Genomic DNA, 23011 nt, shown 5'->3' with positions numbered 1-23011 from the left:
GCCGGCGCCTGCCATGGCGGCGCCCGCTCCGGCGGCCGTGGCCGCGACGCCCGCGCCGCAGCCCGCAGCCGCCCCGCCCGCGGTCGAGACACCCGCGCCGGCAGCGACCGCCACGCCCGTCGCATCCGAACCGGCTCGCGCCGAACCCGAAGCCGTCGGCGCCCAAGCCGCGCCGGCCGAGCCCGAGCCGCAATCCGAATCGCAACCCGCCCAGGCATCCGCGGCCCAGCCCGTCGACGCCTCCAGCGTGCCGCCCTGGGAAGCGTTGCCGGACGACCCGCCCGCCGCGCCCGAGGCCGCCGGACGACCGGCCGGATCCGCCGCGCTGGCGGTCACGCCCGCCGTGGCAGCCGTGGTCGCGGCGCCCGCGTCCGTGCCCGTTCAGGATGCCGGCGACGGTCCGCCTTCCTGGGTCGACGAGGAAATTCCCTTCGACGCCGAAGGCGGTTTCGCGCCGGACAACGGTTTTACGGCCGATCCGGACGACGATGATTTCGAAACCCTGGCTTCCGCGCCGGGGCCCGCTTCGGCCCCGGCCGCGCCCGCCCGGCGCGAAGGCCCGGCACCGGCCCGCAAGCGGAGTTCGCGCGCGCGGATGGCCGACATGACCTCGGCGGGCTGGCCCGAACTGGCGGCGCGCCTGCCCGTCACCGGCCTGGCCGCCGAACTGGCTCGCCAGAGCGAATGGGCCGGCGTGCAGGGCGATGCGATCGTCCTGCGCGTGGCCGTCAAGACGCTGGCCGAAAGCGAAAGCCGGGTCCGGCTCCAGACCGTGCTGTGCGAGCATTTCGGCCAGGGCATACGATTGGACGTGGAAGTCGGCGTAACCGGCGACGCCACGGCGCATGCCGTGGCCCAGGCCGAGCGCGCCGCGCGCCAGCAGGCCGCCGAAGACGCGGTCGCCGTCGATCCCTTCGTGCAGGCGCTGGTGGCGGATTTCGGCGGGCAGGTCGTCGCCGGCTCCATCCGCCACGTCGATTCCCCTGCCGCCGCCTGAGGCGGCGGCAATCTCTCATTCCCCTCGTTCAAGGAAGCACCGATCATGATGAAAGGACAACTGGCCGGCCTGATGCGCCAGGCGCAGCAGATGCAGGAAAACATGAAGAAGGCGCAGGACGCGCTGGCCGAGATCCAGGTCGAAGGCGCCTCCGGCGGCGGCCTGGTCAAGGTCACCATGACCTGCCGCCACGACGTCAAGCGCGTCGCGATCGACCCGTCGCTGCTGGGCGACGACAAGGACATGCTGGAAGACCTGGTCGCCGCCGCGTTCAACGACGCGCTGCGCAAGGCCGAGGCAACCTCCCAGGAGAAGATGGCATCGGTCACCGCCGGCATGCCGCTGCCCCCGGGCATGAAGCTGCCGTTCTGAATCCGGCCGCATCCGCATTCGCATCCACAGGCCCTGGCCCGCAATGGATCCCTTACTGCCCGAACCCGAACCGCTGGTATCGCTGATCGAGGCGCTGCGGCGCCTGCCCGGCGTGGGCGTGCGTTCCGCGCGGCGCATGGCCTATCACCTGCTGCAGCATGATCCGCAAGGCGCGGACATGCTGGGGCAGGCGCTGGCCGGCGCGGTGCGCGACCTGAAACACTGCGCGCGCTGCAACAGCTTTTCGGAAGAAGAGGTCTGCGGCACCTGCAGCAATCCCAAGCGCGACCGCTCGCTGCTCTGTATCGTCGAAACCCCGGCGGACCAGAACATGATCGAGTCCAGCCACGGCTACCGCGGCCTGTACTACGTGCTGATGGGCCGGGTCGCGCCGCTTGAGGGCATCGGCCCGCGCGAGCTCGACTTCGACCGCGTGATCAAGCGCGCCACGGACGGCGAGGTGCAGGAGGTCATCCTGGCCACCAACTTCACCGCCGAAGGCGAGACCACCGCGCACTTCCTGGGCGAAGCCCTGGGCGAGCGCGGCTTGCGCGTCACGCGGCTGGCCCGCGGCGTGCCCGCGGGCAGCGAACTGGAATACGTGGACGCAGGCACCATCGCCTGGGCCCTGATGGAGCGCAAGACTACCTGAAGTGAAACTCGGCGAGCCTTCGGCAACGTATCGAAGGCCGCCGGAAAAATCCGCGAGGAGACAAACGATGTCAGCGCTGACCGGACTCAAGGTCCTGGAACTCGGCACGCTCATTGCCGGCCCGTTCGCCGCGCGCATCTTCGGCGAATTCGGCGCCGACGTCATCAAGGTGGAGACGCCCCACGGTCCGGACGGCACCGGAGGCGGCGATCCCATCCGCAGCTGGCGCCATCTGCATGAAGGCAATTCCCTCTGGTGGACGGTGCAGGCCCGCAACAAGCGGTCCATCGCGCTCAACCTGAAAGACCCGCGCGCGCAGGAAATCGCCCGCCGGCTGGCGCTGGAGGCCGACGTGGTGGTCGAGAACTACCGGCCCGGCGTGCTGGAGAAGTGGGGGCTGGGCTACGAACAACTGCGCGCGATCAACCCCGCGCTCATCATGGTGCGCCTGTCCGGCTACGGGCAGACGGGGCCCATGAAGGACCAGCCGGGCTTCGGCGCCATCGGCGAATCCATGGGCGGCCTGCGCTACGTGTCCGGCCATCCCGACCGGCCGCCGCTGCGGGTCGGCATCTCGATCGGCGATTCCATCGCGGCGCTGCACGGCGTGATCGGCGCCATGATGGCGCTGCGCCACCGCGACGCCACGGGCGGACGCTGGAACGGCAGGCAGGGCGCCGAATGCCAGGCGGGGCAGGGGCAGATGGTGGACGTGGCGCTGTACGAAGCCGTGTTCAACATGATGGAAAGCCTGGTGCCCGAGTACGACGTGGCCGGCGTGGTGCGCGAGCGCACGGGCGGCGCGCTGCCCGGCATCGTGCCCTCGAACACCTACACCACCCGCGACGGCCAGAACATCGTCATCGCCGGCAATGGCGACGCCATTTTCCACCGCCTGATGCGGGCGATCGGCCGCGACGACCTGGCCTCGGACCCGGGGCTGGCGCGCAACGACGGCCGCGCCCGGCGCGTGGAAGAGATCGACGGCGCGATCCAGCAATGGTGCGGCGGGCGCGGCATCGACGAGGCCCTGGACGTCCTGAAGGGCGCCGACGTGCCCGTCGGGAAGATCTACAGCGTGGCCGACATGTTCAGCGATCCGCAGTTCCTGGCGCGCCGCATGATCGAGCAGCACCGCTTCGCCGACGGCAGCCCCGTCAAGCTGCCCGCGGTCGTTCCCAAGCTCTCGGAAACCCCCGGAGAGACGCGCTGGGTGGGGCCGGGATTAGGGGAACATACCGAGGAAGTCCTGAAATCGCTGGGGTATGATTCAGCGGCTATCGACGAGCTGGCGAAGACCGGCGCCATCGGTAGACCCGACAATTAGGAGACAACCACATGTCAGTCACTCGCCGTGATCTGCTCAAGATGGCCGGTGCCGCCGGCGTCATGGGCATGGCGCCCGCCATCGTGCGCGCCCAGAAGCTGGAAAAGACCAAGGTCCAGATCGCAGTCGGCGGCAAGCCGCTGATCTACTACCTCCCCCTGTCCATCGCGGAAGCGCGCGGCTATTTCAAGGATGAAGGGCTGGACGTCAGCATCGCCGACTTCGCGGGTGGCTCCAAGGCCTTGCAGGCCGTGGTGGGCGGCAGCGCCGACATCGTCTCCGGCGCGTTCGAGCACACGCTGTCCATGCAGTCCAAGGGCCAGGCCTATCGCGCCTTCGTGCTGCAGGGCCGCGCGCCGATGATCGGCGTGGGCGTTTCCAAGAAGAACCTGCCCAACTACAAGGGCGCGGCCGACCTGAAGGGCAAGAAGATCGGCGTGACCGCGCCGGGCTCCTCCACCAACATGGTGGTCAGCTTCTTCCTGGCCAAGCACGGCCTGAAAGCCTCCGACGTGTCCATCATCGGCGTGGGCGCCGGCGCCGGCGCGGTGACCGCCCTGCGCAGCGGCCAGATCGACGCCATCTCCAACACCGATCCCGTGGTGTCGATGCTGGAGATGCCCGGCGACATCCAGATCATCGTGGATACCCGCACCCTCAAGGACACGAAGGAAATCTTCGGCGGCAACATGCCGGCGGGCTGCCTGTATGCGCCCCAGGCCTTCCTCGACGCCAATCCCAACACCGCGCAGGCGCTGGCCAACGCGCTGGTGCGCGCCGACAAATGGATCCAGAAGGCCGGCCCGGACGAAATCGCCAAGGTCGTGCCCGAGACCTACCTGCTGGGCGACCCGGCGGTCTACAAGGCCGCCATCGGCAAGAGCCTGGAAGGCCTGTCGCCCGACGGCATGATCCCCGAGGACGGCGCCGCCACCGCGCTCAAGGCGCTGGCCGCCTACCAGGCGGACTTCGACGGCTCGAAGATCGATCCGTCCAAGGTCTGGACCAACGATTTCGCCCGCCGCGCCAACGAGAAGTACCCCAATGGCTGAAGCCGCGCTATCGCTGGAGAACATCAGTTGCACCTTTGTCTCGCGTGACGACCGCAGCCAGCGCTACACCGCGGTAGCCGACACCTCCCTGGCCATCGCGCCCGGGGAGTTCGTGTCGGTGGTGGGGCCCACGGGCTGCGGCAAGTCCACCCTGCTCAACGTCGGCGCCGGCCTGCTGGCGCCGTCGACGGGCCAGGTGAAGGTGTTCGGGCAGCCTCTGTCCGGCATCAATTCGCGGGCGGGCTACATGTTCCAGGGCGAAGCCTTGCTGCCCTGGCGCAGCGCGCTGGACAACGTGGTGGCGGGGCTGGACTTCGCCGGCGTGCCGCGCCCAGAGGCGCTGGAGCGCGGCCGCGAATGGATGCGCCGCGTCGGCCTGGGCGGCTTCGAAGGCCGCTATCCGCACCAGATGTCGGGCGGCATGCGCAAGCGCGCCATGCTCGCGCAGACCCTGATCCGCGATCCCGACATCATCCTGATGGACGAGCCGTTCTCCGCGCTGGACATCCAGACGCGCCAGCTCATGGAGAACGAGGTCCTGGACCTGTGGATGGCCAAGCGCAAGGCCGTGCTCTTCATCACGCACGACCTGGACGAAGCCATTGCCATGAGCGACCGCGTGGTGGTGCTGGCGGCCGGCCCCGGCACCCATCCCATCGGCGAATTCGCGATCGACCTGCCGCGCCCGCGCGACGTGGCCGAGGTGCGCAGCGATCCCCGCTTCGTCGAGTTGCATGCCGCCATCTGGGGCGTGTTGCGCGAAGAGGTGCTCAAGGGCTATGCCCAACAAAAGCGGGCCTAGGGCCGACAGGCCCGGCCCTCCGGAGTAGCGAGATGTCTAAGTCCTCGATCAAGCCTGGCTCGGCCAGCCTGCGCTTCTGGCAATTGCTGTTGCTGGCCGTGATCCTGCTCGTGTGGCATTTCGCCTCGCGCGATCCCAAGGTGGCGTTCTTCTTCGGCGAGCCGCTGAAGGTGTGGGGCCGCATCTGGGCCTGGTTCGTCACCAACGCGGACATCTACACCCACCTGGGCGTGACGCTGACCGAAACCGTGCTGGCCTTTTTCATCGGCACCATCGCCGGCCTGGGCTTCGGCCTGTGGCTGGGCCTGTCGCCGCGCGCCAGCGCGATCCTGGACCCCTACATCAAGGCCGCCAATTCGATGCCGCGCGTCATCCTGGCGCCCATCTTCGGCATGTGGTTCGGCCTGGGCATCTGGTCCAAGGTGGCGCTGGCGGTCACGCTGGTGTTCTTCATCGTCTTCTTCAACGTCTACCAGGGCGTGCGCGAAGTCAGCCCGACCCTGCTGGACAACGCCAGGATGCTGGGCGCGCGCCAGCGCCAGCTGCTGCGGCACGTATACCTGCCCTCGGCCACGAGCTGGGTGTTCTCCAGCCTGCACACCTCCGTGGGCCTGGCCTTCGTGGGCGCGGTGGTCGGCGAATACCTGGGCTCGGCGAGCGGCGTCGGCTACCTGATCCTGCAGGCCGAGGGCACCTTCGACGTGAACACCGTGTTCGCGGGCATCATCGTGCTGACGGCCTTCGCGCTGGTCCTGGACGCCATCGTCGGCGTGGGCGAAAAACGCCTGATGAAATGGCAGCCGCGCTCCGGCGAAACCGAAAAGCTCTGAACCCCCCGACATCCTTACGGAGTGCCCATGGCCCGCCTGCCTTATGCCGACCTGACCCATCCCGAAGCGCAGCCCCTGGTCGAGCGCATCGTTGCCGAGCGCGGCAGCGTCCTGCACCTGTACCAGATGCTGCTGCACAGCCCCGCCGTGGCGGGCGGCTGGCTCAACTACCTGACGTCCATCCGCCAGCTCAGCACGCTGCCGGGCGACCTCCGGGAACTGGTGATCATGCGCGTGGCCGTCATCAATGGCGCGCCCTACGAGGCCGACCAGCACGCCCCGATCGCCCTCAAGGAAGGCGTGTCGCAGGCGCAGCTGGACGCGCTGTCCGCCTGGGAGGGCTCCGACCTCTTCAGCCAGGGCGAAAAGGCGGTGCTGGCCTATACCGATGCCATGACGCGCCACGTGCAGGTGCCGGACGCGGTGTTCCAGGCGGCCCGGGCCGCCATGGGGTCCGATAAGCTCATGGTTGAGCTGACCGCGACGGTCGCGGCCTACAACATGGTGTCGCGCTTCCTGGAAGCGCTGCAGGTGCACTCGCACGACCACCGGTAAGCCGCGGGCGGCATCCGGTGGCCGGCGCGCGCTCCGTCAGGCGCGCTGCGCCTCGATCAGCGCATCCAGCTTGACCGCGTCCGCGACGAACAGGCGGATGCCTTCCGACAGCTTCTCGCTGGCCATCGCGTCTTCGTTGAGCAGGGTGCGGAACGTGACTTCGTCCGCGCCGATGCGGGCGATGTCGGCGGGCGCGTCGCCGGCGCGCAGTTGCGCCGGGGCGTCGCCCGGGGTGCTGGCCAGCTTGGTCAGCAGGTCGGGGCTGATGGTGAGCAGGTCGCAGCCCGACAGCGCCAGGATCTGGCCCACGTTGCGGAAGCTCGCGCCCATGATCTCGGTGGCGATGCCGAAATGCTTGTAGTAGTGGTAGATCCGGGTAACGGATTGCACGCCCGGATCCTGGGCGCCCGCGCGCTCGTCTTCCACCCACGACGCGCCGGCGGCCTTCTTGTGCCAGTCGTAGATGCGGCCCACGAAGGGCGAGATGAGCTGGACGTGGGCGTCCGCGCAGGCCACGGCCTGGGGCAGGGAGAACAACAGGGTCAGGTTGCAGCGCACGCCCTCGGACTGCAGGGCGCGGGCGGCCTGGATGCCTTCCCAGGTCGAGGCGATCTTGATCAGCACGCGCTCGCGCGGCACGCCGGCGGCCTCGTACAGGGCGATCAGGCTGCGCGCGCGCTCGATGGTGGCGCGGGTGTCGAAGGACAGGCGGGCGTCGACTTCGGTGGAGACGCGTCCGGGCACGATATCCAGGATGGCGCCGCCGAAGGCGACCAGCAGGCGGTCCATGAGCTCGGGCGTCGATGCGCCGCGGTGCTCGCGCGCGGTTTTTTCAAGCAGCGGACGGTAGGCGTCCTGCTGGACGGCCTTGAGAATAAGGGACGGGTTGGTGGTGGCGTCGGTGGGACGCAGCGCCTTCATGGCTTCGAAATCCCCCGTGTCGGCGACGACGGTGGTGTGGTTGCGCAAGGCGTCAAGTTGACTGGACATGGACGATACGGCTCGCAGCTGGCTAGGGTTGAAGGTGTCCTAGCGTATCACCGAGGCCGCCAGGGCGCTGTCGGCCGGACGAGGGAGGGGGTGGCGGGGCGCGGGAAAACGGGCCAAAACACCGTTTCCGGCCTTATTTGGCGCGGTTCGCCGGGAAAAACGGCCGCTCAAGGTATAATCCGAAGGTTTGATTATCGATTCTAAAACCGGGGTTTACTGTGCTGCCGCAACTTTTTCCCGAGGGGATCAACCGCTTCCCTCCTGCAATTCTGGCTCTGGCGGACGGTACCATTTTTCGAGGCGTGTCGATCGGTGCGCCTGGGCATACCGTTGCCGAAGTGGTGTTCAACACCGCGATGACCGGGTACCAGGAAATTCTCACCGATCCCAGCTATAGCGGCCAGATCGTCACGTTGACCTATCCGCACATCGGCAATACCGGCGTCAACGCCGAGGACGTGGAAGCCAATCGCGTCTATGCCGCTGGCCTGGTGGTCCGCGACTGTCCCGCCCGCGTGTCGAACTTCCGTTCCACGCAATCGTTGCCTGAGTACCTCTCCGAGCAGGGCATCGTCGCCATTTCCGGCATCGACACCCGCAAGCTCACCCGCATCCTGCGCGAGAAGGGCGCCCAGGGCGGCTGCATCTTCGTCGGCACCGACGCCGAGCGCGCCGTCGAACTGGCCCAGGGCTTTGCCGGCATGGCCGGCCAGGATCTGGCCAAGGTCGTGTCGGTCAAGGCCAGCGCCGAATGGACCGAAGGCACCTGGCAACTGGGCGAAGGCTTTTCCAAGCCCGACCAGTCCAAGTTCCACGTCGTCGCCTACGACTTCGGCACCAAGACCAACATCCTGCGCCTGTTGGCCGACCGCGGCTGCCGCGTGACGCTGGTGCCGGCCCAGACCAGCGCCGAAGAAGTGTTCAAGCTGAATCCGGACGGCGTGTTCCTGTCCAACGGCCCTGGCGATCCCGAGCCCTGCGACTACGCCATCGACGCCACGCGCGCCTTCCTGGACAAGAAGCTGCCCGTGTTCGGCATCTGCCTGGGCCACCAGATCATGGGTCTGGCGCTGGGCGGCAAGACGCTCAAGATGAAGACCGGCCACCATGGCGCGAACCATCCCGTGCAGGACCTGGCGTCCAAGCGCGTGTTCATCACCAGCCAGAACCACGGCTTCGCGGTCGACGCGGCCAGCCTGCCGGCCAACGCGCGCGTGACGCACGTTTCGCTGTTCGACGGCACGCTGCAAGGCTTCGAGCTCACCGACCGTCCGGCCTTCTGCTTCCAGGGCCACCCCGAAGCCAGCCCCGGTCCGCACGACATCCTCGAACTGTTCGACAAGTTCATCAGCCTGATGTCCGGCCAAAAGTAAAGATTGCATCATGCCCAAGCGTACAGACCTAAAAAGCATACTCATCATCGGCGCCGGCCCCATCATCATCGGGCAGGCCTGCGAATTCGACTACTCCGGCGCACAGGCGTGCAAGGCGCTCAAGGCCGAGGGCTACCGCACCATCCTGGTGAACAGCAATCCGGCCACGATCATGACGGACCCGGAAACGGCCGACGTCACCTACATCGAGCCCATCACCTGGCAAGCCGTCGAAAAGATCATCGAGCGTGAAAAGCCCGACGCGCTGCTGCCCACCATGGGCGGCCAGACCGCGCTGAACTGCGCGCTGGACTTGGCCCACCACGGCGTGCTGAAGAAGCACAACGTGGAACTGATCGGCGCCAACGAGCACGCCATCGAGAAGGCCGAGGACCGCCAGAAGTTCAAGCAGGCCATGACCGACATCGGCCTGGAATCGGCCAAGTCGGGCGTCGCCCACAGCATGGACGAAGCCTGGGAAGTGCAGCGCCGCATCGCCGCGGAAGTGGGCACCTCGGGCTTCCCCGCCGTGATCCGCCCCAGCTTCACGATGGGCGGTTCGGGCGGCGGTATCGCCTACAACGCCGAAGAATTCGAAACCATCTGCCGCCGCGGCCTGGAAGCCTCGCCCACCAGCGAGCTGCTGATCGAAGAGTCGCTGCTGGGCTGGAAGGAATTCGAGATGGAAGTGGTCCGCGACAAGGCGGACAACTGCATCATCGTCTGCTCCATCGAAAACCTGGACCCCATGGGCGTGCACACCGGTGACTCGATCACCGTGGCGCCGGCCCAGACGCTGACCGACAAGGAATACCAGATCATGCGTAACGCATCGATCGCGGTGTTGCGCGAGATTGGCGTGGATACGGGCGGCTCGAACGTGCAGTTCGCCGTCAATCCCAAGAACGGCCGCATGATCGTCATCGAGATGAACCCGCGCGTGTCGCGTTCGTCGGCGCTGGCGTCCAAGGCCACCGGCTTCCCCATCGCCAAGGTCGCCGCGCGCCTGGCCGTGGGCTACACGCTGGACGAGCTGAAGAACGAAATCACCGGCGGCGCCACGCCTGCCTCGTTCGAACCGTCGATCGACTACGTGGTCACCAAGGTGCCGCGTTTCGCCTTCGAGAAATTCCCCACCGCCGACGCGCGCCTGACCACCCAGATGAAGTCGGTGGGCGAAGTCATGGCCATCGGCCGCACCTTCCAGGAGTCGTTCCAGAAGGCGCTGCGCGGCCTGGAAGTGGGCGTCGACGGCCTGAACCAGAAGACCACCGACCGCGAAAAGCTGCAGGTCGAGCTGGGCGAACCCGGTCCGGAACGCATCTGGTACGTGGGCGACGCCTTCGCGCAGGGCTTCACGCTGGACGAAGTGCACAACATCACGCACATCGACCCGTGGTTCCTGTCGCAGATCAAGGAAATCGTCGACATCGAGCTGGCGCTCGAACAGAAGACGCTGGCCGACCTGGATTACGCCACCCTGTGGGAACTGAAGCGCCGCGGTTTCTCCGACCGCCGCCTGGCCTTCCTGCTGGATTCGGTCGAATCCGAAGTGCGCAAGCTGCGTCACCAGCTGAACGTGCGCCCGGTCTACAAGCGCGTCGACACCTGCGCCGCCGAATTCGCCACCCGCACGGCCTACATGTACTCGACCTACGAGGAAGAGTGCGAAGCCGCGCCCACCGATCGCAAGAAGATCGTGGTGCTGGGCGGTGGCCCGAACCGTATCGGCCAGGGCATCGAGTTCGACTACTGCTGCGTACACGCCGCGCTGGCGCTGCGCGACGACGGGTACGAGACCATCATGGTCAACTGCAACCCGGAAACCGTGTCCACCGACTACGACACCTCCGACCGCCTGTACTTCGAGCCGCTGACGCTCGAAGACGTGCTGGAGATCGTCCACAAGGAAAACCCGGTCGGCATGATCGTCCAGTACGGCGGCCAGACTCCGCTGAAGCTGGCGCGCGCGCTGGAAGCCAACGGCGTGCCCATCATCGGCACCAGCCCCGAATCCATCGACGTGGCCGAAGACCGCGAGCGCTTCCAGAAGCTGCTCAACAAGCTCGGCCTGCGCCAGCCGCCCAACCGCACCGCGCGCACGGAAGGCGAGGCCCTGGCCCACGCCGCCGAGATCGGCTACCCGCTGGTCGTTCGCCCCAGCTACGTGCTGGGCGGCCGCGCCATGGAAATCGTGCACGAGCAGCAGGACCTGGAGCGCTACATGCGCGAGGCCGTGAAGGTCAGCAATGACTCGCCCGTGCTGCTGGACCGCTTCCTGAACAACGCCACCGAAGTGGACGTGGACTGCCTGGCCGACGGCGAAACCGTCTTCATCGGCGGCGTCATGGAACACATCGAGCAGGCCGGCGTGCACTCGGGCGATTCGGCTTGCAGCCTGCCCCCGTACTCGCTGTCGGCGGAAGTCATCGCCGAGATCAAGCGCCAGACCACGATGATGGCCAAGGCCCTGAACGTGAGCGGCCTGATGAACGTGCAGTTCGCGATCCAGGGCGGCGACGTCTACGTGCTGGAAGTGAACCCGCGCGCCTCGCGCACGGTGCCCTACGTGTCCAAGGCTACCGGCCTGCAGCTGGCCAAGATCGCCGCGCGCGCCATGGCCGGCCAGACGCTGGCGGCCCAGGGCATCACCAAGGAAGTCGTGCCGCCTTACTTCTCGGTCAAGGAAGCCGTGTTCCCGTTCGTGAAGTTCCCGGGCGTGGACACCATCCTGGGCCCGGAAATGAAGTCGACCGGCGAAGTGATGGGCGTGGGCATGAGCTTCGGCGAAGCCTTCGTGAAGTCGCAGCTGGCCGCGGGCGTGCGCCTGCCGGATTCCGGCACGGTGTTCATCAGCGTGAAGAACCAGGACAAGCCCCTCGCCGTGGAAGTGGCGCGCGGCCTGCACCTGCTGGGCTTCAAGCTGGTCGCCACGCGCGGCACGGCGGCCGAGATCGAAGCCGCCGGCATTCCGGTGCAGCTGGTGAACAAGGTCACCGAAGGCCGTCCGCACATCGTCGACATGGTGAAGAACGGCGAAATCTCGCTGGTCATCAACACCGTCGAAGAGCGCCGCAACGCCATCGCCGACTCGCGCACCATCCGTACCCAGGCGCTGGCCGCCCGCGTGACCTTCTTCACGACCATCGCCGGCGCCCGCGCCGCGGTCGAGGGCATGCAGTTCATGCGCCAAGGCCTGGGCTTGCAGGTTTACCCGCTGCAGGAGCTGCACGCTTCTTTGCGCGGATAAGCCGGCAACCGGTATAAGGGTAGGGCACGCGAGAGCGTGCCCTATTTTTTTCAACGCAACAAAGGGCTTCGGGCAGACATGGATAGAGTCTTTATCACGGGCGCGAGCAGCGGCCTGGGGCGCGCGCTGGCGCAGCGGTATGCCGCCGCGGGCGCGACGCTGGGCCTGCTGGGACGCCGCGAGGAGGCGCTGCGCGAGCTGGCCGAGAGCCTGCCGGGGGAGCACCGCTGCTATGCGGTGGACGTGCGCGACCGCGAGGCTCTGCATGCGGCGGCCCGGGATTTCATTGCGTTCTGCCAGGGGCGGGTGGATGTCGTGATCGCCAGCGCGGGCATCAGCGCCGGGACCTTGACGGAGCACGGCGAGGATTACGAGGTGTTCAAGGCTATCGTCGATACGAATCTGCTGGCGACGGTGTCGACCTTTGAGCCGTTTATCGAGTCGATGCGGGCGGCGAAGTCGGGGCGGCTGGTGGGCATCGCGAGCGTGGCGGGGGTGCGTGGGTTGCCGGGTGCGGGGGCCTACAGCGCTTCGAAGTCGGCGGTGGTGACGTACTGCGAGAGCCTGCGCCTGGAGTTGGCGGGCGAGGGCGTGCGGGTGGTGACGATTGCGCCGGGGTATATCAAGACGGCGATGACGGCGCACAATCCGTATTCGATGCCGTTTCTGATGGAGGCGGACGCCTTTGCGCAGCGCGCGCATGCGGCGATCGGGCGGGGGACTTCGTATACGGTGATTCCGTGGCAGATGGGAGTGGTGGCGAAGTTGATGCGGCTGCTGCCCAATGCCGTTTATGACCGGTTGGCGCGGAATGCGCCGCGTAAGCCGCGCAAGCAGGGCTGAACGTTTGCCTTGCTGGGCTTATTGAAAGGACTCTGGTTCTTTAGACGCCGGCGGCTTCGGGGGCCTGGGGCGAGCGGGTCAACGATTGCGGTCCGGCGCGCCGGCGCCGGACTTCCCCTTCGTCATCTTCGTCCAGGCCTTCGGCCTTCCCTTCAGATTCCCCCGGGCTTATCGACTCCCCGCTCGCCCCAGGCCCCCGAAGCCGCCGGCTCGTGAAGCGCAAGTTTCCTGGCCGCCGTGGCGGGCAGGGTGCTTGGCATTTTTTGCCGCGAGTCTTTGCGGTTCTGAAGATCTTGCGGGGTCGCCCCCAAACCGGCCGCGCGGGCGGCCTTTTGGGGCTTATGGGTGTCTTGCGGTGTCGGGCGTTGGCGGGTGTTACGGCACTACGTCGTTGCCGACTTCGGCGTCCACGTGGCTCACGTCGCCCCAATTCAGGACTTCCCACTTGCGGCCCTGCACGCCGACGCGGTTAATGCTGACGTTGAGCAGCGCGGCGTCGCGCGGGGCGTTCAGCGGGACGCCGGAGGCGTGGCGCCAGATGATGTCGAGCACGCCGCCGTGCGTGAACATCAGGATGCGCTCGTCATCGTGGCGGCTGGCGATGTCATCGACGGTGGAGATCACGCGGGACTGGAACTGGCCCAGGGTTTCGCCGCCGTCCAGCGGGCGCAGCGGGTCACGGCTTTTCCAGGCGGCGGCGGCTTCGGGGGCGAGGACATCGATACGGTCGTGGTCCAGGCCTTCGAGCACGCCGAAGCCGCGCTCGCGGATGCCGGGTTCCACCCGGACGCGCAGGCCCAGCTGTTCGGAGACGGGCACGGCGGTGGCGTGGGCGCGCTGCAGGTCGCTGCTGTAGATCGCGTGGATCGGGGTCTGGCGGGCTTCCTCGCGCATGCGCGAGGCCAGGAGGCTGGCCTGGTTGACGCCGAATTCGTTCAGGGGGATGTCTTGCCAGCCTTGCAGGCGCCGCTGGCGGTTCCAGTCGGTTTCGCCGTGGCGGATGAACCAGATTTCAGTCATTACGGTCTTGATGCGGGGGAATAAGGCTAGATCTGGGCGGACGCCATGGGCGTGCGCGGTTTCCAGATGGTTTGAATGATCGAGCTTAACGCGACCAGCGCGGGTTCGCTAGCGCGTTCGTAGGGCAGGATGAACGCCAGCACCGCGTCGACCCGCGCCTGGCCCCAGACGATGAAGTCGTTGGAGGCGGCGCCGGCCAGCGCGTTTTCCTCGCGCAGCAGCGCGCAGCCCGCGCCAGCGCGCACCAGCGTGTCCAGGTTGGCCTGGTCGTCGTTCTGCATCACGACGCGCGGCGCCAGGCCGTGGCGCTCGAACATGTCGCGCAGCAGCAGGTGGGTGTGGCTGCCGGAGGGGCCGTCCAGCCAGGGCAGTTGCGCCACTTCCTTCCAGCCGCCGCGCTTGAGCACGGCGGCGTGTTCCTTGGGCAGGGCGATGCGGTAGCGCACGCTGCGCAGGGGCTGCCACAGCACGCCGCGCGGCGGGTTGGAGGCGATGGTCAGGGCGGCAGGCAGGCGCCCCGTGCTGACCTGTTCCGCCAGGGTGGCGGCAGGCAGCGTCTGGGTCTTGAGCTCGACCAGGGGCAGACGCTGCGTGACCGCCGAGGCCAGTTCGCCCAGCCGCAGGAAGTCGGGTTTTTCGCTGGGCACGCCCAGCTCCACCGCGCCGTGCAGGCTGCCCTGCAATTGCTGGGCCTCGGACTTGAACTGCGCGCCCAGCACCAGTAGCGATTCCGCCGTGGGCAGCAGCACCTCGCCGGCCTTGGCCAGCGCCAGCCGGCCGCCGCTGCGGTCGAACAGCGCCACTCCCAGGCTCTGCTCCAGCGCCTTGATCTGCGCGGTGACGGCGGGCTGGGTCAGGGAGAGCGCCTCGGCGGCCTTCGTGAGGTTGCCCAGGCGGGCCACGGTCACGAAGGCGCGGATTTGATAGATTTCCATGGCGGCGGATTCAGGCCGCCAGCAAGCGCACCTGGGTAGGCTCCAGGCCTATCGATACCGGCGCGCCCACGGGAAAGGGCGACAGCCCGGCCAGGTGCGACTGGTCGGCCGTCAGGCGCTGTTCGCCGATCTGGACCTGGTAGCGGGTGAATTCACCCAGGAATTCGCTGCTTTCCACGGTGCCCGGCAGCCAGACGTAGCGCGCGTCGCCCAGGCCGTCGGCCATTTCGATCTGCACCGTGTGCGGGCGGAAGCTGGCCGCCAGCCGGGAGGCGGACGGCGCGTCGCCGGAGATCGGCAGGCGCAGGTCGCCCACGCCTTCCACCGCCAGCACCACGCTGCCGCTGGTGCGCTCGCGCACTTCGCCTTCCAGCACGTTCATCGTGCCGACGAAGTTGGCCACGAAACGGTTCACCGGGTAGTCGAACAGCGTGCTGGGCGCGCCGATCTGTTGCACCACGCCGTGGTCCAGCACCGCCATGCGGTCGGCGGTGGTCATGGCTTCTTCCTGGTCGTGCGTGACGAAGATGGTGGTGATGCCCAGCCGGCGTTGCAGGCTGAGCAGGTCCTGGCGCATCTGAACGCGCAGTTTCTTGTCCAGGTTGGACAGGGGTTCGTCCAGCAGTAGCACCTGCGGCTCGATGACGATGGTGCGGGCCAGCGCCACGCGTTGCTGCTGGCCGCCGGACAGTTGGTTGGGACGGCGCTTGGCGTACTGGGACAGGCCCACCAGGTCCAGGGCGGCCTCGACCTTGGCGTGGATCTCGGCGCGCGGCAGCTTGCGCTCCACCAGCCCGAAAGCCACGTTGTCCCAGACCGTCATGTGCGGCCACAGCGCGTAGTTCTGGAACACCATGCCGATGTTGCGGTTCCACGGAGGCGTGGCGCTGATGTCCTTGCCGTCGACCAGGAGCTGGCCCGCGCTATGGCGGTTGAAGCCGGCGATCAGGCGCAGCAGCGTGGACTTTCCCGAGCCCGAGGGGCCGAGCAGGGCGAAGAACTCGCCCGGCTCGATGTGGATGTTCACGTCCTTCAGCACTTCGGTCTTGCCGTAGGACAGCCGGATATTGCGGCATTCGACGCTGACCTTCTTCATTCCGTTTCCCCTTCGTGGCGCGCCGGCCGCTGGCGCGTCTGCGCGCGTTCCACCAGCAGGTGCGAGATATAAGTGCCGATGGCGACCGCGGCCACCGCCAGGACGCCGAGCGCGGCGCCGGGGCCACGGCCCGCGGCGCTCTGCATGTACAGGTAAATGCCGTAGCTCATGGGGGCCTGGCTGTCCTTCGTCACGAGCATGATGGTGGCCGACAGTTCGACGGCCGCCGTCACGAAGCTGGTGACGAAGCCCGCCAGCATGCCGCCGGCCATCAGCGGCACCACCACGCGCCGTATGGTGCTCATGCGGGTTGCGCCCAGCGATTGCGCGGCTTCCTCCAGCGATATGTTTATCTGCTGCAGCGACGCCACGCAAGAGCGCAGGGCATAGGGCAGCCGGCGCACCGAGTAGGCGATCATGATGATGATCCACGACGAGGTCAACAAGGTGCCGGTGCCCGGCAGCTCGATGCCGCGGAACGTGCGCAGGAAACCGATGGCCAGCACGATGCCCGGGATCGCCAGCGCCGCGGAGGCCAGGAAGTCCAGCCACTGGCGGGCGGGCAGCCGGGTGCGCAGCATGAGATAGGCGATGGCGGTGCCCAGGATCACGTCCACGCCCGCGGCCAGGCCGCAGTAGAGCAGGGTGTTGGCAATCATGCCCTGGGATTCGGAGAACACGGCCGAATAGTGCGCCAGGGTGTAGCCGTCGGGCAGCGGCGCGAAGCTCCAGACGCTGGCCAGGGACAGCAGCAGCACGCCCATGTGCGGCGACAGCACCAGCAGCAGCACCAGGATGATCCAGCCGTAGGCCAGCACGCTTTCCGCGGGCCGCAGGCTGCGTTTGTGGATGGAGCTGCCGCCCTTTTGCAGGGTGGAATAGTCCTTGCCCTTGAGCACCCGGGCCGACAGCCACAGCGCCAGGATCGAGAACCCGACCATGATCACGCTGATGACGTAGCCCAGCGGATCCTCCAGGCCCACCTGCGTGATGCGCAGGTAGGCCTGCGGCGCCAGCATGTTGGTGGTGCCCAGGACCAGCGGCGTGCCCAGGTCGTCGAAGACCTTCACGAACACCAGCGAGGCGCCCGCCACGTAGCCCGGCAGCGCCAGCGGGAAGATCACCCGGCGGAACAGGCGGAAGCCGCGCGATCCCAGGTTGAGCGCCGCTTCTTCCATTGCGCCGTCGATATTGCGCAACGCCACCACCAGGTTCATCAGGATGAACGGAAAGTAGTGCAGCGCTTCCACGAAGATCACGCCGTTCAGGCCCTCCATGAAGGGCAGCGTGAAGCCGAACCAGTCCTGCAGCAGCAGGTTGACGCTGCCCGAGCGGCCGAAGATCAGCTGCATGGCGACCGCGCCGACGAAGGGCGGCATGATCAGCGGCAGCACGCCCAGCGTCTGGATCAGGAGCGCGCCGCGGAAGTCGAAGCGCACGGTGAGATAGGCCAGCGGCACCGCGATCAGCGAGGCCAGCAGGGCCGACCAGCCCGCCACGTACAGGCTGTTGAAGAAGGCCTCCTGCATCAGCGGCTGCTTGAAGAAGGCGCCGAAATGGCCCATCGTGAAACTGCCGTCGGCGTTCACGAAGGCACTGTAGAACACCGTTCCGACCGGAATGGCCAGGAACAGCAGCAGAAAGCCGAACACCAGGAGCGCCGTCAGCACAGGGCCGGCGTGCAGGCGCGAATGGCCCGAATAATTCATCGAGAATCCCGAAATCGTCCAGGGAGCAGCCGGCGGCGGGCGGACCAGGTCCGCCCGCCGCCGGCCTGGGGGCTTGCCGTTCAGAGCGCCGCGGCCTGCTTGGCCAGCTTCACGGCTTCTTCATAGTTGGCGCGGGCGCGCCCGTTCCACTCGCCTTCCAGCTGCGTGATCTGCTGGTTTACGGCGGCGTCCTTCTTGTTGCCGGCGAAGATCGCCAGGAAGGCCGGGTCGGCGGCTTTCTTGCCGTCCACCAGCGGCGCCCAGGCCAGCTTGCGAGCCTGGTCCAGCAGTTCCGCCGGCTTGCCGCTCTTGGCCTTGTCGCCCAGCTTGGCTTCGGCGTCGTAGATCGCCTTGGTGGCCGCCTGCAGTTCCTTCAGGCGGAACGTGACGGTCTGGTCGTACAGCGACTGCACCACGTAGTAGCGCGTCTGGGACAGGTCGGCGTTGAACTGCACCTTGCTGCGCTTGGCGATTTCGGCCGGGTCCGGATAGCCCGGCGGGATCTTGCCGGCCAGCGCGGAGTAGGGCAGCACCGGCAGGCGCGAGATCTTGGGCTCCAGCAGCAGTTCCTGGCCCGCCTGGCTGAGCGTGAAGGCGATGAACTTCTTGCCTTCCTCGGTGTTCTTCGCGCCTTCGATCAGGGCGATGTTGGCGGGCACGATGGCGGTTTCGGACGGATAGACGAAATCGACCGGGAACTTGGAGTACTTGCTGGAGAGGCCGAAGAAGTCGATGACCGGGCCGGCGCCGAACTGGCCGTTGTTCACGCCGTCGGGCACGCCGAAGGAGCGCTCGGTGACGGCGCTGCTGTTGCCGGACATGCGCAGCAGCGTGCGCCAGCCTTCGTCCCAGCCCTCGCCCTGGAGGATGGTTTCGACGGTCAGGTGCATCGTGCCGGAGCGCGACGGCGAGGTGATGCCGACGTGGCCGAACCAGTGCGGCGCCAGCAGGTCCTTCCATTCGACCGGCGCGGGAAGCTTGTGCGCGGCGATGTAGCGCGTGTTGTAGATGATGCCGTAGCCGGCCAGCGCCTGCCCCAGGTACATGCCGCCGGGATCGTTGATGGGGTAGTTGCCGATCTTGTCCGGCACGTCCTTGTTCGCCACGTCGGCCGACTTGGCCAGCAGCTTGTCGCGGCCCAGCACCTCGAAGGCGTCGGGCGCGCTGGCCCAGAACACTTCGGGACGCTGGCCGGCGGGCGTTTCGCGCACATAGGCGATGCCCGACACGGTGTTCTTGTTCAGGATTTCCAGCGTAATGCCGGGATTGGCCTTTTCGAACGCGGTCTTGTAGGCCTGGGTCAGGTCCTTGGGGAACGACGTGATCACCGTCACCGTGCCGGCCAGGGCCGGCGCGGCGCAAACGGCCAGCAGCGCCCCTGCGAGGGCTGTGCGCATTGCGTGCATGGTTTGTCTCCGTGGTTTTAGATTTGTCCGGAGACAGTAATGTCTGGTCCGCGATGCGTCCAATCAGAAATTTTGATGCGGCCTATCAGCGGGGCCGGCCGCGGCGTTCGGCGCTAGGCCGTGGCGGACACGCCGCCCTTCATGGCGCGGGCCTGCTGCGCCATGACCTGCGCGATCTGCGCCTGGATCTGCAGGGCCTGCGCATTGAGCGCCTGCAACTGCTGGGCTTTCATTTCGGCAGACATGCCGCTGGCCTTGACCCTGGCGATCTGCTCCATGACGCGCTTGAGCTGCTTCTGCAACTCCTTGATCTGGCGGGTGAATTCGTCGTCGTTGTCGGTTTCTTCGGCCGCCTGCGCGCCGCCCACTTTCATGCCGCCGGGGTTGCTGACGCGGATCCTGCCGTCCTCGTTCGAGACGGACGCTTCCGAGGACTGCCCGTTCCTGGCTTCCTTGTTGGCCTGGATCTTCTCGGCCCAGAGGTCGGCCAGGCTGTTGATCCGGGAGGTGCCGCTGATGGAATTGATCGCCATGGTTGCTCCTGCTGCCTGTAAGGATTTCGGGGTTTCTACCAATACGGCATTCCTGCGCGGAACTTAAGCATTGCCCGCCCTTCGCAGCCCCCTTTACACTGGCGCCCGCTCGCAATCCGTATCCTCCATTCGAATCACATCCCGGGGAATCCATGTCCAATTCCTATTTTCCGCGCTGGCGCCTGGCCGATGACGCCGAGCCCGGCGTCATCATCGCGCCCGACGAAAGGCTGTCCTGGCCCAAGAACGTGGCCATGGGCGCCCAGCACGTGGTCGCCATGTTCGGGTCCACCGTGCTGGCGCCGCTGCTCATGGGCTTCGACCCGAACGTCGCGATCCTGATGTCGGGCATCGGCACGCTGATCTTCTTCCTGTTCGTGGGCGGCCGGGTGCCGAGCTACCTGGGCTCCAGCTTCGCCTTCATCGGCGGCGTGATCGCGGTGACCGGCTACGCCGGCGCCGGCCCGAACGCCAACATCGGCGTGGCGCTGGGCGCCATCATCGCCTGCGGCCTGGCCTACACGCTGATCGGCCTGATCGTATGGTTCGCGAACGCGCGGGCCGGCGGCGGCGCGAACTGGATCGATACGCTGATGCCGCCCGTCGTCACGGGCGCAGTGGTCGCCGTGATCGGCCTGAACCTGGCGCCCATCGCCGCCAAGGGCGCCATGGGGGCGTCGGGCTTCGACAGCGTCATGGCGATGGTCACCATCCTCTGCGTGGGCGGCATCGCCGTGTTTACCAAGGGCATGGTGCAGCGCCTGCTGATTCTCGTGGGCATGATCCTGGCCTGCGTGGTGTACGGCGTCTTCGCCAACGGCCTGGGCATGGGCAAGCCCATCGACTTCGCCGCGGTCTCGGCGGCCGCCTGGTTCGGCCTGCCGCATTTCGCCGCGCCGGTCTTCAAGGCCGAAGCCATGGGCCTGATCGTGCCCGTCGCGATCATCCTGGTGGCCGAGAACCTGGGCCACGTGAAGGCCGTCAGCGCCATGACCGGCCAGGACCTGGACCGCTACCTGGGCCGCGCCTTCGTGGGCGACGGCGTCGCGACCATGGTGTCCGGCGCCGTGGGCGGCACGGGCGTCACCACCTACGCGGAGAACATCGGCGTGATGGCGGTTACCCGCATCTATTCCACGCTGGTGTTCGTGGTGGCCGCCCTGATCGCCATCGTCCTGGGCTTCTCGCCCAAGTTCGGCGCGCTGATCCAGACCATCCCGGGGCCCGTGCTGGGCGGGATGTCGGTCGTGGTGTTCGGCCTGATCGCCATCGCCGGCGCCCGCATCTGGGTGGTGAACCAGGTGGATTTCAGCGACAACCGCAACCTGATCGTGGCCGCGGTCACGCTGGTGCTGGGCGCGGGTGACTTCACCGTCAAGCTGGGCTCGTTCACGCTGGGCGGCATCGGTACCGCGACCTTCGGCGCCATCATCCTCTACGCCTTGCTGCGTCGCAGGAAGTCATAGGCGCGGCGGGGGGAACGCGCCCGCGTTCCCCCCGGCCACGTCCGCGGGCCTAGCCGCGGGTCAGCCGCGAGGCTTGCGGCATGCGGGCCAAGGGCGCCGGCGCCGCCTCGATGACCTGCCCGGACTGCGTCTTGAACACGGCCGTGGCGTCGGCCAGGCGCCGCGCCTGTTCCTCCATCGCCGCCGCGGCGGCGGACGCCTCTTCCACCAGCGCCGCGTTCTGCTGCGTCACTTCGTCCATCTGCGTGATCGCCAGGCTGACCTGGTCGATGCCGCCGGCCTGCTGGGCGGAGGCGGCCGATATCTCGCCCATGATGCCGGCCACGCGCTGCACCGAGGTCACGATCTCCTCCATGGTGCGGCCGGCGGCGGCAACCTGTTCCGAGCCGGCCGCGACGGTATCCACCGAGGTCTCGATCAAGCCCTTGATCTCCTTGGCCGCCTGCGCGGCGCGTTGGGCCAGGGAGCGGACCTCGCCCGCGACCACCGCGAAGCCCTTGCCCTGCTCGCCGGCCCTGGCTGCCTCGACGGCCGCGTTCAGCGCCAGGATGTTGGTCTGGAAGGCGATCCCGTCTATCACCGACACGATGTCGGCGATGCGGCGCGAGCTGTCCGAGATGCCCTGCATGGTGGCCACCACCTGGTCCACGGTCTGGCCGCCGCGCTGCGCCACGTCCATGCTGGCCGCGGCCAGCTGGTTGGCCTGTATGGCGTTCTCCGCGTTCTGCTTGACCGTGACGGCCAGCTCTTCCATGGTCGACGCGGTTTCCTCCAGCGCCGCGGCCTGCTCTTCGGTGCGCGTGGAGAGGTTGGCATTGCCCGCCGCGATCTCCGCCGCGCCCACGTTGATTTCCTCCACGCCCTGGCGCACGGACGTCACGGTGCGGGTCAGCCCCTCCTGCATGCGTCGCAGGGCGGCGAATAGGGCGCCGATCTCGTTGCCCGAGCGGCTTTCCACGCGCGCCGTCAGGTCGCCCGCCGCGATGCGGTCGAAGTGCCGGCCGGCTTCCTGCAGGGGCAGCAGCACCCCGCGGCGGATGAACGTCCAGCACAGGGCCGTCAGCAGCAGCGCGGCCGACATCAGGGCGATCGCCGAGATCCGCGCGGTGGCGTAGGTCCGTTCGGAACTGGCCAGCACGCTGCTGCTGCGTTCCTCGACTCGCGCGAGGAAGGCCTGCATGTCCTTCACGAACAAGGCGTCCGCCTGCGGAATCCGGCTCTCGTCCTGCTGATAGCGGGCCGGGGAGCGCTCTGTCAGGGCCGCGCCCAGCGCGTCCAGTACCGCCCCGTACTCCGTGAAGCGGCCTTGCAGCGCCTGCGCCAGCACCTGGCCGCGCTCGGTCTTGGGCACAGCCATGTAGCGGGTGAAGCGCTCGCGGGCCGTGGCCAGATGGCTGGCGGCGTCCTGCGCGGCCTGGGCGGCGCGGTCCATGGCGCCGGACTGCATGGCCGCCATGCCCGCGCCAAGCGCCAAGCGCGTGCGAAGCAGCGCGGCGTTCGCGTCGTACAAGGGGTCGACCTGCTGCGCCGCGACGTTGTTCAAGTCCTTGATCTCGGTGACGCTGCTTTGGGCGTTCATCCAGCCCACTCCGCTGGCCAGCGTCAGGGCAAGCACGAAGCAGCCCAGCACCAGCAGCATTCCCGTGCGGACTTTCAGTTTTTCCAGCATGAGCATTTCTCCTTACTCAACGCACTCCGTCGCGAGCAGGGCCGGCCCCGGGCTGCCCTCCGCGCGCAGGAGCGGCGGGCGTCGCGCCGGGTGGTTGTGCGATGCGCCCGCCAGAACCGCCAAGATCGCCAGCA

19 protein-coding genes and 1 pseudogene are annotated in these 23011 nt (G+C 67.6%); 12 read left to right on the top strand and 8 right to left on the bottom strand.

Annotation, left to right across the window (positions count from 1 at the left end):
• The 8 genes and pseudogenes from ADE01S_RS17230 to ADE01S_RS17195 form a co-directional block, all read left to right on the top strand.
• Positions 1-997 (top strand): annotated as a pseudogene (locus tag ADE01S_RS17230) (DNA polymerase III subunit gamma/tau); the annotation flags it as partial.
• A gap of 45 nt (positions 998-1042) precedes the next feature.
• Positions 1043-1369, top strand: coding sequence for a YbaB/EbfC family nucleoid-associated protein (locus ADE01S_RS17225; RefSeq protein WP_042794716.1), 327 nt, complete (start codon positions 1043-1045; stop codon positions 1367-1369).
• Between the two features lie 43 nt (positions 1370-1412).
• Positions 1413-2021: a recombination mediator RecR gene (recR, locus tag ADE01S_RS17220; protein ID WP_062682952.1), complete on the top strand. Its 609-nt coding sequence runs from the start codon at positions 1413-1415 to the stop codon at positions 2019-2021.
• Between the two features lie 67 nt (positions 2022-2088).
• A complete protein-coding gene (locus tag ADE01S_RS17215) occupies positions 2089-3348 on the top strand; it encodes a CaiB/BaiF CoA transferase family protein (protein WP_062682951.1) in 1260 nt (419 codons plus the stop codon).
• Between the two features lie 11 nt (positions 3349-3359).
• Entirely contained in the window at positions 3360-4400 is a 1041-nt protein-coding gene (locus ADE01S_RS17210) for an ABC transporter substrate-binding protein (RefSeq protein WP_062682950.1), read from the top strand.
• Entirely contained in the window at positions 4393-5202 is an 810-nt protein-coding gene (locus ADE01S_RS17205) for an ABC transporter ATP-binding protein (protein WP_062682949.1), read from the top strand. Before ADE01S_RS17210 ends, ADE01S_RS17205 begins: the two co-directional genes overlap by 8 nt.
• Before the next feature lie 32 nt (positions 5203-5234).
• Positions 5235-6032: an ABC transporter permease gene (locus tag ADE01S_RS17200; RefSeq protein WP_062682948.1), complete on the top strand. Its 798-nt coding sequence runs from the start codon at positions 5235-5237 to the stop codon at positions 6030-6032.
• A 27-nt stretch (positions 6033-6059) separates the two neighbouring features.
• Positions 6060-6587: a carboxymuconolactone decarboxylase family protein gene (locus ADE01S_RS17195; protein WP_062682947.1), complete on the top strand. Its 528-nt coding sequence runs from the start codon at positions 6060-6062 to the stop codon at positions 6585-6587.
• 36 nt (positions 6588-6623) lie between these two features.
• Here the strand turns inward: ADE01S_RS17195 and tal are convergent, their stop codons facing one another.
• Positions 6624-7577: a transaldolase gene (gene tal / locus ADE01S_RS17190; RefSeq protein WP_062682946.1), complete on the bottom strand. Its 954-nt coding sequence runs from the start codon at positions 7575-7577 to the stop codon at positions 6624-6626.
• 218 nt (positions 7578-7795) lie between these two features.
• On the opposite strand from tal, the gene carA reads away from it, so the two are divergent.
• The 3 genes from carA (at position 7796) to ADE01S_RS17175 (ending at position 13043) form a co-directional block, all read left to right on the top strand.
• Complete coding sequence (gene carA, locus ADE01S_RS17185; protein ID WP_062682945.1) at positions 7796-8950, top strand: glutamine-hydrolyzing carbamoyl-phosphate synthase small subunit; 1155 nt, start codon at positions 7796-7798, stop codon at positions 8948-8950.
• Positions 8951-8960: 10 nt separating this feature from the next.
• Positions 8961-12200: a carbamoyl-phosphate synthase large subunit gene (gene carB, locus ADE01S_RS17180; RefSeq protein WP_062682944.1), complete on the top strand. Its 3240-nt coding sequence runs from the start codon at positions 8961-8963 to the stop codon at positions 12198-12200.
• Positions 12201-12278: 78 nt separating this feature from the next.
• Entirely contained in the window at positions 12279-13043 is a 765-nt protein-coding gene (locus tag ADE01S_RS17175; protein WP_062682943.1) for an SDR family oxidoreductase, read from the top strand.
• Between the two features lie 375 nt (positions 13044-13418).
• Here ADE01S_RS17175 and ADE01S_RS17170 read toward each other — a convergent pair whose 3' ends face one another.
• The 6 genes from ADE01S_RS17170 to ADE01S_RS17145 form a co-directional block, all read right to left on the bottom strand.
• Complete coding sequence (locus tag ADE01S_RS17170) at positions 13419-14063, bottom strand: histidine phosphatase family protein (RefSeq protein WP_062682942.1); 645 nt, start codon at positions 14061-14063, stop codon at positions 13419-13421.
• Between the two features lie 26 nt (positions 14064-14089).
• Entirely contained in the window at positions 14090-14998 is a 909-nt protein-coding gene (locus ADE01S_RS17165; RefSeq protein WP_062682941.1) for a LysR family transcriptional regulator, read from the bottom strand.
• 10 nt (positions 14999-15008) lie between these two features.
• Positions 15009-16094 carry an ABC transporter ATP-binding protein gene (locus ADE01S_RS17160; RefSeq protein ID WP_062682940.1) on the bottom strand — a complete coding sequence of 362 codons (1086 nt, stop codon included), beginning with the start codon at positions 16092-16094 and terminating at the stop codon, positions 15009-15011.
• The gene (locus ADE01S_RS17155; protein ID WP_062682939.1) at positions 16091-17803 is read right to left on the bottom strand and encodes an ABC transporter permease; all 1713 of its coding nucleotides are present in this window, start codon (positions 17801-17803) and stop codon (positions 16091-16093) included. The genes ADE01S_RS17160 and ADE01S_RS17155 overlap by 4 nt, the downstream gene beginning before the upstream one ends.
• Positions 17804-17883: 80 nt before the next feature.
• Positions 17884-19209, bottom strand: a complete 1326-nt coding sequence (locus ADE01S_RS17150) for an ABC transporter substrate-binding protein (protein WP_062682938.1) — start codon at positions 19207-19209, stop codon at positions 17884-17886.
• A gap of 113 nt (positions 19210-19322) precedes the next feature.
• On the bottom strand, positions 19323-19742 hold the full coding sequence (locus ADE01S_RS17145) for a FlxA-like family protein (protein ID WP_062682937.1): 420 nt from the start codon (positions 19740-19742) through the stop codon (positions 19323-19325).
• Positions 19743-19894: 152 nt separating this feature from the next.
• On the opposite strand from ADE01S_RS17145, the gene ADE01S_RS17140 reads away from it, so the two are divergent.
• A complete protein-coding gene (locus ADE01S_RS17140) occupies positions 19895-21208 on the top strand; it encodes a solute carrier family 23 protein (RefSeq protein ID WP_062682936.1) in 1314 nt (437 codons plus the stop codon).
• A gap of 49 nt (positions 21209-21257) precedes the next feature.
• Here the strand turns inward: ADE01S_RS17140 and ADE01S_RS17135 are convergent, their stop codons facing one another.
• Entirely contained in the window at positions 21258-22877 is a 1620-nt protein-coding gene (locus ADE01S_RS17135; RefSeq protein WP_082775829.1) for a methyl-accepting chemotaxis protein, read from the bottom strand.
• Positions 22878-23011: the final 134 nt, after the last annotated feature.

This window comes from Achromobacter denitrificans NBRC 15125 (assembly GCF_001571365.1).
GTDB lineage: Bacteria > Pseudomonadota > Gammaproteobacteria > Burkholderiales > Burkholderiaceae_B > Achromobacter > Achromobacter denitrificans.
Note: the sequence above shows the minus strand (reverse complement) of the source record. Positions and strands in the feature narration are given on the sequence as shown.

Bases quoted from the DNA above. Each gene is read 5' to 3' on its own strand.
- ADE01S_RS17225 (WP_042794716.1), top strand. From the start codon at position 1,043: ATGATGAAAGGACAACTGGCCGGCCTGATGCGCCAGGCGCAGCAGATG.
- recR (WP_062682952.1), top strand. From the start codon at position 1,413: ATGGATCCCTTACTGCCCGAACCCGAACCGCTGGTATCGCTGATCGAG.
- ADE01S_RS17215 (WP_062682951.1), top strand. From the start codon at position 2,089: ATGTCAGCGCTGACCGGACTCAAGGTCCTGGAACTCGGCACGCTCATT.
- ADE01S_RS17210 (WP_062682950.1), top strand. From the start codon at position 3,360: ATGTCAGTCACTCGCCGTGATCTGCTCAAGATGGCCGGTGCCGCCGGC.
- ADE01S_RS17205 (WP_062682949.1), top strand. From the start codon at position 4,393: ATGGCTGAAGCCGCGCTATCGCTGGAGAACATCAGTTGCACCTTTGTC.
- ADE01S_RS17200 (WP_062682948.1), top strand. From the start codon at position 5,235: ATGTCTAAGTCCTCGATCAAGCCTGGCTCGGCCAGCCTGCGCTTCTGG.
- ADE01S_RS17195 (WP_062682947.1), top strand. From the start codon at position 6,060: ATGGCCCGCCTGCCTTATGCCGACCTGACCCATCCCGAAGCGCAGCCC.
- tal (WP_062682946.1), bottom strand. From the start codon at position 7,577: ATGTCCAGTCAACTTGACGCCTTGCGCAACCACACCACCGTCGTCGCC.
- carB (WP_062682944.1), top strand. From the start codon at position 8,961: ATGCCCAAGCGTACAGACCTAAAAAGCATACTCATCATCGGCGCCGGC.
- ADE01S_RS17175 (WP_062682943.1), top strand. From the start codon at position 12,279: ATGGATAGAGTCTTTATCACGGGCGCGAGCAGCGGCCTGGGGCGCGCG.
- ADE01S_RS17170 (WP_062682942.1), bottom strand. From the start codon at position 14,063: ATGACTGAAATCTGGTTCATCCGCCACGGCGAAACCGACTGGAACCGC.
- ADE01S_RS17165 (WP_062682941.1), bottom strand. From the start codon at position 14,998: ATGGAAATCTATCAAATCCGCGCCTTCGTGACCGTGGCCCGCCTGGGC.
- ADE01S_RS17160 (WP_062682940.1), bottom strand. From the start codon at position 16,094: ATGAAGAAGGTCAGCGTCGAATGCCGCAATATCCGGCTGTCCTACGGC.
- ADE01S_RS17155 (WP_062682939.1), bottom strand. From the start codon at position 17,803: ATGAATTATTCGGGCCATTCGCGCCTGCACGCCGGCCCTGTGCTGACG.
- ADE01S_RS17150 (WP_062682938.1), bottom strand. From the start codon at position 19,209: ATGCACGCAATGCGCACAGCCCTCGCAGGGGCGCTGCTGGCCGTTTGC.
- ADE01S_RS17145 (WP_062682937.1), bottom strand. From the start codon at position 19,742: ATGGCGATCAATTCCATCAGCGGCACCTCCCGGATCAACAGCCTGGCC.
- ADE01S_RS17140 (WP_062682936.1), top strand. From the start codon at position 19,895: ATGTCCAATTCCTATTTTCCGCGCTGGCGCCTGGCCGATGACGCCGAG.
- ADE01S_RS17135 (WP_082775829.1), bottom strand. From the start codon at position 22,877: ATGCTGGAAAAACTGAAAGTCCGCACGGGAATGCTGCTGGTGCTGGGC.